The following is a 4,542-nucleotide window of genomic DNA, read 5'->3' on the forward strand; positions in this document are numbered from 1 at the left end:
CTTCGACCTCTGGTACGGCTCCAGCCCGGACAACTGCCTGCCCGGCGAGAGCGCCGAGGTGATGATCTGGCTGGACGCCACCGACAACATCCGCCCGGCCGGGGAGAAGGTGACGGACGCCCAGCCGTTCGGGGACGCCGCGTACAACGTGTTCCAGGCGCCGATCACCGGCCCGCACAGCGTGATCAGCTACGTGCGCACCACGCCGACCCACACCACCCGGGGCCTGAACCTGCGGCTGTTCACCGCCGACGCGATGGCCCGCGGCTACGTGCCCAAGGGCTCCTACCTGTGCCGGGTGCAGGCGGGCTTCGAGGTGTGGAGCGGCGGCACCGGCCTGCGCAGCGAGTCCTTCGCCTTCCACAACCGGGTCGGCCTGCCGGTCGGCGAGGTCCCGGCCGGGGCGCCGGGGATCTGCCTGCGGCACGGCGGCGGCGGGCAGGCCGGCACCCCGGTGGCGGTCGGCTCCTGCGGCGACCCGGGCGTGTCCACCAACTGGACGGTGGGCAACGACGGTTCGCTGCGCGGCGGCGCGGCCTGCCTGGCGCCCGGCGCCGACCGGGCCTCGGTGACGCTGGCCCCGTGCACCGGTGGCTCCGGGCAGCGCTGGGTGCCCACCGGGCAGCGGCTGGTGCACCAGGATTCGGGGCTGTGCCTGGGCACCGCGGGCGGGGCGCTCGCGGACGGTACGGCGGCGCAGCTGCGCCCGTGTGCCGACACGGTCTCGCAGCGCTGGAAGCTGCCGTACAACGGGCTCTCCTGAACCACCCCGGGCGTGCGCGGCCACGGCCGTGCTGACGTTTCGTCCGCGCACCCCCCATGGGCGTGGCCCGGCGAATGCCCTAGCATTCCGGCCATGAGCGATCGACCGGTACCGAGTGGCGAGCCGGGTCAGCCGTACCCGCCGCAGCAGCAGGCACCGGCCGGGGGGACCGCTCCGGCGACCGGTGTGCCACCGCAGTCTCCGAGTGGTGCCTTCGGCCCCGCGACCGGCTTCGGGCCGCCGCCCGGCGTGCCTGGCCAGCCCCCGCAGCCGACGCCCCGTTCGTCCTCGCAGCCGGTGCCGCCGGTGCCGCAGCCCGGCGGGGCCGCTCCCGTGGTGCCGGGGCCGGTGCAGCCCGGTCCGGTGGCGCCCCAGCCGGTGCAGCCGGGCCCGGTGGCGCCGCAGCCGTTCCCGCAGCAGGCACAGGCGCAGCCCTTCCCTCAGCAGGCGCAGCCTCAGCCGCAACCGCAACCGCAGCCCTTCCCGCAGCAGGCACAGCAGCCGCCGCAGTGGCAGCAGCAGCCCGGCTTCCCGCCGCCGGCCTCCTCCGCGAGCACGCCGGACTGGGAGGCGCTGGCCGAGCGGAACGAGAAGGCCGCCAAGCGCGGCCGCCGGCTCAAGCTGATCGGCGCGGCCACCGCGGTGGTGGTCGTGGCCGCGGCCGGTGCGGGCTTCTGGCTGTACAAGAAGGACGACAAGCCGACCGTGGTCGCGCACGACCCGGCGAGCCCGACGGTCTCCACGTCGAACGGCCCGTCCTCGTCGGCGAGCGCCCCGCCGGTCAAGGGCATCGACAGCCCGCCGACCGTCGGCACCCTGCCGGCCAAGAAGGGCCCGGCGCTGAACCTGGGCGGCGACGCCAAGCCGGGGACGATGACCGGCTTCACCGGGCAGGTCCTCAAACTGCCCAGCGGCCCGGACTCCTTCGCCTCGACCGCCACCCAGGTCGTCGACACGAGCAAGAGCTTCACCGTCTCCGCGCGGGTGCTGGTCGACCTGCCCAACGGCAACCGCAGCGCCGTCAGCCAGGGCGACGGGCAGTACTACTCGTACGCGCTGGGCCGGGCGAACAACAACGGGCACGACCAGTGGTACTTCAAGGTCCAGGTGCCGGGCGGCGGTTCGGCGATCGCGTGGTCCAAGGCCGACGCGACGGTCAACCAGTGGGTGCTGCTGACCGGGGTGTACGACGACCCGTCGGGCCAGCTCACCCTGTACGTCAACGGCGCCCCGCAGTCCTCGGCCAAGTCGGCCGGGGTGCAGCCCAGCGGCAACAACACCCTCCAGGTCGGGCGGCTGAGCTCCAACTCGGCGTGGGCCGACCCGTGGCACGGTGCCGTGGCCGACATCCAGACCTGGGGCCAGGTGCTGTCGGAGGCCGACATCGTCAAGATCGTGGCGGGCCCGAGCTCGCCGCCGTCCGTCCCGCCGACCGGAGCCTGGCTCAACGGCTGAGCCGACTCCGGCTCTCGTGAACGTCCGGCCGCCGCCCCGGCACTGTGGGGGTGGCGGCCGAAGCGCACCCCGGACCGTCCGCCCCACCGGGGCGGCGCGTCCGGCGCGCAGTCCCAGATATGAGGAGCAGTACTGATGAGCGCGGACGGTCGCTGGATCCGGCCCGAGTCCACCCGCAAGCCCGTGCTGGGCGCCGCCGGGGCCCGGCCGGGGCCCGGCGGTGTGGGCCTGGGCGAGCGTGACCGCCCGGCGGCGCCGCAGCCGTACCCGGCCGCCGACCGGCGCCGCCGCCGGCCCGGGCTGCCCCGGGTGCCGCACCCGCCCCGCCCGGCGCTGCGGGCCGACTGGCTGCCGCTGCTGGCGGTGCTGCTGGTCCAGGGCGCGCTCTCGTACCACCTGATCCTCAGCAACACCGCCTTCATCGACGAGGGCACCTACATCTACGCGGGCTACCAGGAGATCGCGCACCTGCGGCACGGCAGCCCGGTGTCGACGTACGAGACCTTCTTCTCCGGCTCCCCGCTGATCTACCCGGTGGTCGTCGCGCTGGCCGACTTCGCCGGCGGGCTGAACGCGGCCCGGCTGCTGAGCCTGGCGTTCATGCTCTCCGCGACGGTGGCCGTCCACCTGGCCACCCGGCGGCTGCACGGCTCGCTCGCGGCGTTCTGCGCGGCGGCGGCCTTCGCGGCGCTCGGCCCGACCCAGTTCCTGGGCGGGCTGGCCACCTACGACGCGATGGCGCTGGCGATCCTGGCCTGGGCCGGGTACCTGGCGGTGCGGCTGACCACCGGTGGCGGCTACCCGAGCCTGGTGGGCTCCGGGCTGCTGCTGGCGCTGGCCGGCGCCACCAAGTACGCCGCGCTGCTGTGGGTGCCGGTGGTGTGCGGCATCGCGGTGCTGGCCGGGCCGGGCGGCTCGGTGCGCTCCTGGGAGCGCTGGCGGCGCGGGCTGCTGGTCCTGCTGACCTTCGTGCTGGCGGTCGGCGCGGCGGCCCTGGCGGCCGGCTCGCGCTACGTCAACGGCTTCAATCACACGACGCTCAAGCGCGCCCCGGGCCACGACGCCTACTCGTACGTGGCGGGTGAGGCGGCCCGCTGGGTCGGCCCGCTGCTGCTGGTGGCGCTGCTCGGGGTGCTGGCGCAGCTGGTGCGGGCGCGCCGGCGCGGCGGCGCAGCCTGGACGGAGTTCTGGCTGGCCGCGCTGCTGCTGGTGGCGGGCCTGCTGGCGCCGGTGAACCAGATCCGCATCCACACCTGGCTGTCGCTGCAGAAGCACGTCGACTTCGGCGCCTGGTTCTCCTGCATCGTGGTGGGTGCGATCCTGGCCCGCGCGGTGCTGTGGCTGAAGGGGCGCTTCCACGTCACGGCCGGGATCCTGGCGGCCGTGCTGGTGGTCGGCCCGCTGGCCTGGGAGGGCGCGGCGCAGGGCCGGGAGATGTTCGGCGAGTGGTCGAACTCGAAGGAGTTCGTCGCCGCGCTGGAGCCGTACGTCGTCAAGGGCGACGACCGGTACCTGGTGGAGAACTACAACGTCCCGGCGTACTACCTGCGCGAGCAGAGCAACTGGCAGCAGTGGCACGACCTGGTGGCGGTGTTCCGCCGGGATCCGGCCACCGGCGAGATGCAGAACGGGGTGCCCGCCATCCAGGCCGGGATCGAGGCGCACGAGTGGAAGGTGGTGGTCCTGGACTTCACCCAGACCGCCGCCATCGACAAGGCGATCCAGCCGACGCTGAAGGCCGCCGGGTACCGGGTGGCCACGGTGGTGACCAGCGGCAAGCACGGCCGCTACACCGTCTACGTGGCCCCCGGGTACGACAAGCGGAAGTGACCGGGGCTCGGAACGCCGCTCAGAACGCCATGGTGTAGACCATCAGGTCCATCCCCGGGTACGGCGCCCAGTCGCGCTCGGGGGTGCGCCGGAAGCCGACCCGCTCGTACACCCGGTGGGCGGCGGTCATCTCCGGGCGGGTCGAGAACGCCATGCCGGCCAGGCCCAGTTCGCGGCTGCGGGCGATCGAGGCGCGCACCAGCGCCTCGCCGACGCCCCGGCCGCGGGAGGCGGCGGCGGTGGCGAGCATCCGTATCTCGCCCTCCCCCTCGGTGGCGATGTCGGCCCACTCGGTGCCGCCGAGCGCGAAGGTCACGCAGCCGAGGACCCGTTCGTCGGCCGCGTCGACGGCGACCAGGAGCTCGGCCTCCCGGGAGCGGCGCTCGGCGTCGCGGAGCAGCTCGACGTAGCCGCTCGTGGCCGAGGTGTAGCCGTCGCCGACGAAGGCCTCGACGGTGATCAGGCCGGCGTCTTCGAGGTCGCGGGGGAGGGCG

The 4,542-nt window shown here is 74.5% G+C and carries 4 protein-coding genes; 3 read left to right on the top strand and 1 reads right to left on the bottom strand.

Going from position 1 to position 4,542, the window contains the following annotated elements; genetic code table 11:
• The 3 genes from J0670_RS30920 to J0670_RS30930 form a co-directional block, all read left to right on the top strand.
• Window positions 1-763 (top strand): ricin-type beta-trefoil lectin domain protein (locus J0670_RS30920; RefSeq protein ID WP_207815118.1); only part of this gene is annotated, 763 nt, incomplete at its 5' end.
• 93 nt (window positions 764-856) lie between these two features.
• The gene (locus tag J0670_RS30925) at window positions 857-2,218 is read left to right on the top strand and encodes a LamG domain-containing protein (RefSeq protein ID WP_207815119.1); all 1,362 of its coding nucleotides are present in this window, start codon (window positions 857-859) and stop codon (window positions 2,216-2,218) included.
• A 135-nt stretch (window positions 2,219-2,353) separates the two neighbouring features.
• Entirely contained in the window at window positions 2,354-4,048 is a 1,695-nt protein-coding gene (locus J0670_RS30930) for a glycosyltransferase family 39 protein (protein WP_207815121.1), read from the top strand.
• Window positions 4,049-4,067: 19 nt separating this feature from the next.
• On the opposite strand, the gene J0670_RS30935 is transcribed toward J0670_RS30930, so the two are convergent.
• Window positions 4,068-4,542 (bottom strand): N-acetyltransferase (locus tag J0670_RS30935; RefSeq protein WP_243437771.1); only part of this gene is annotated, 475 nt, incomplete at its 5' end.

It is taken from the genome of Streptomyces sp. FH025 (assembly GCF_017427025.1).
Taxonomy (GTDB): domain Bacteria; phylum Actinomycetota; class Actinomycetes; order Streptomycetales; family Streptomycetaceae; genus Kitasatospora.

What these genes read in the sequence shown, in the direction of transcription:
- J0670_RS30925 (WP_207815119.1), top strand. Translation starts at nt 857, where the DNA reads ATGAGCGATCGACCGGTACCGAGTGGCGAGCCGGGTCAGCCGTACCCG.
- J0670_RS30930 (WP_207815121.1), top strand. Translation starts at nt 2,354, where the DNA reads ATGAGCGCGGACGGTCGCTGGATCCGGCCCGAGTCCACCCGCAAGCCC.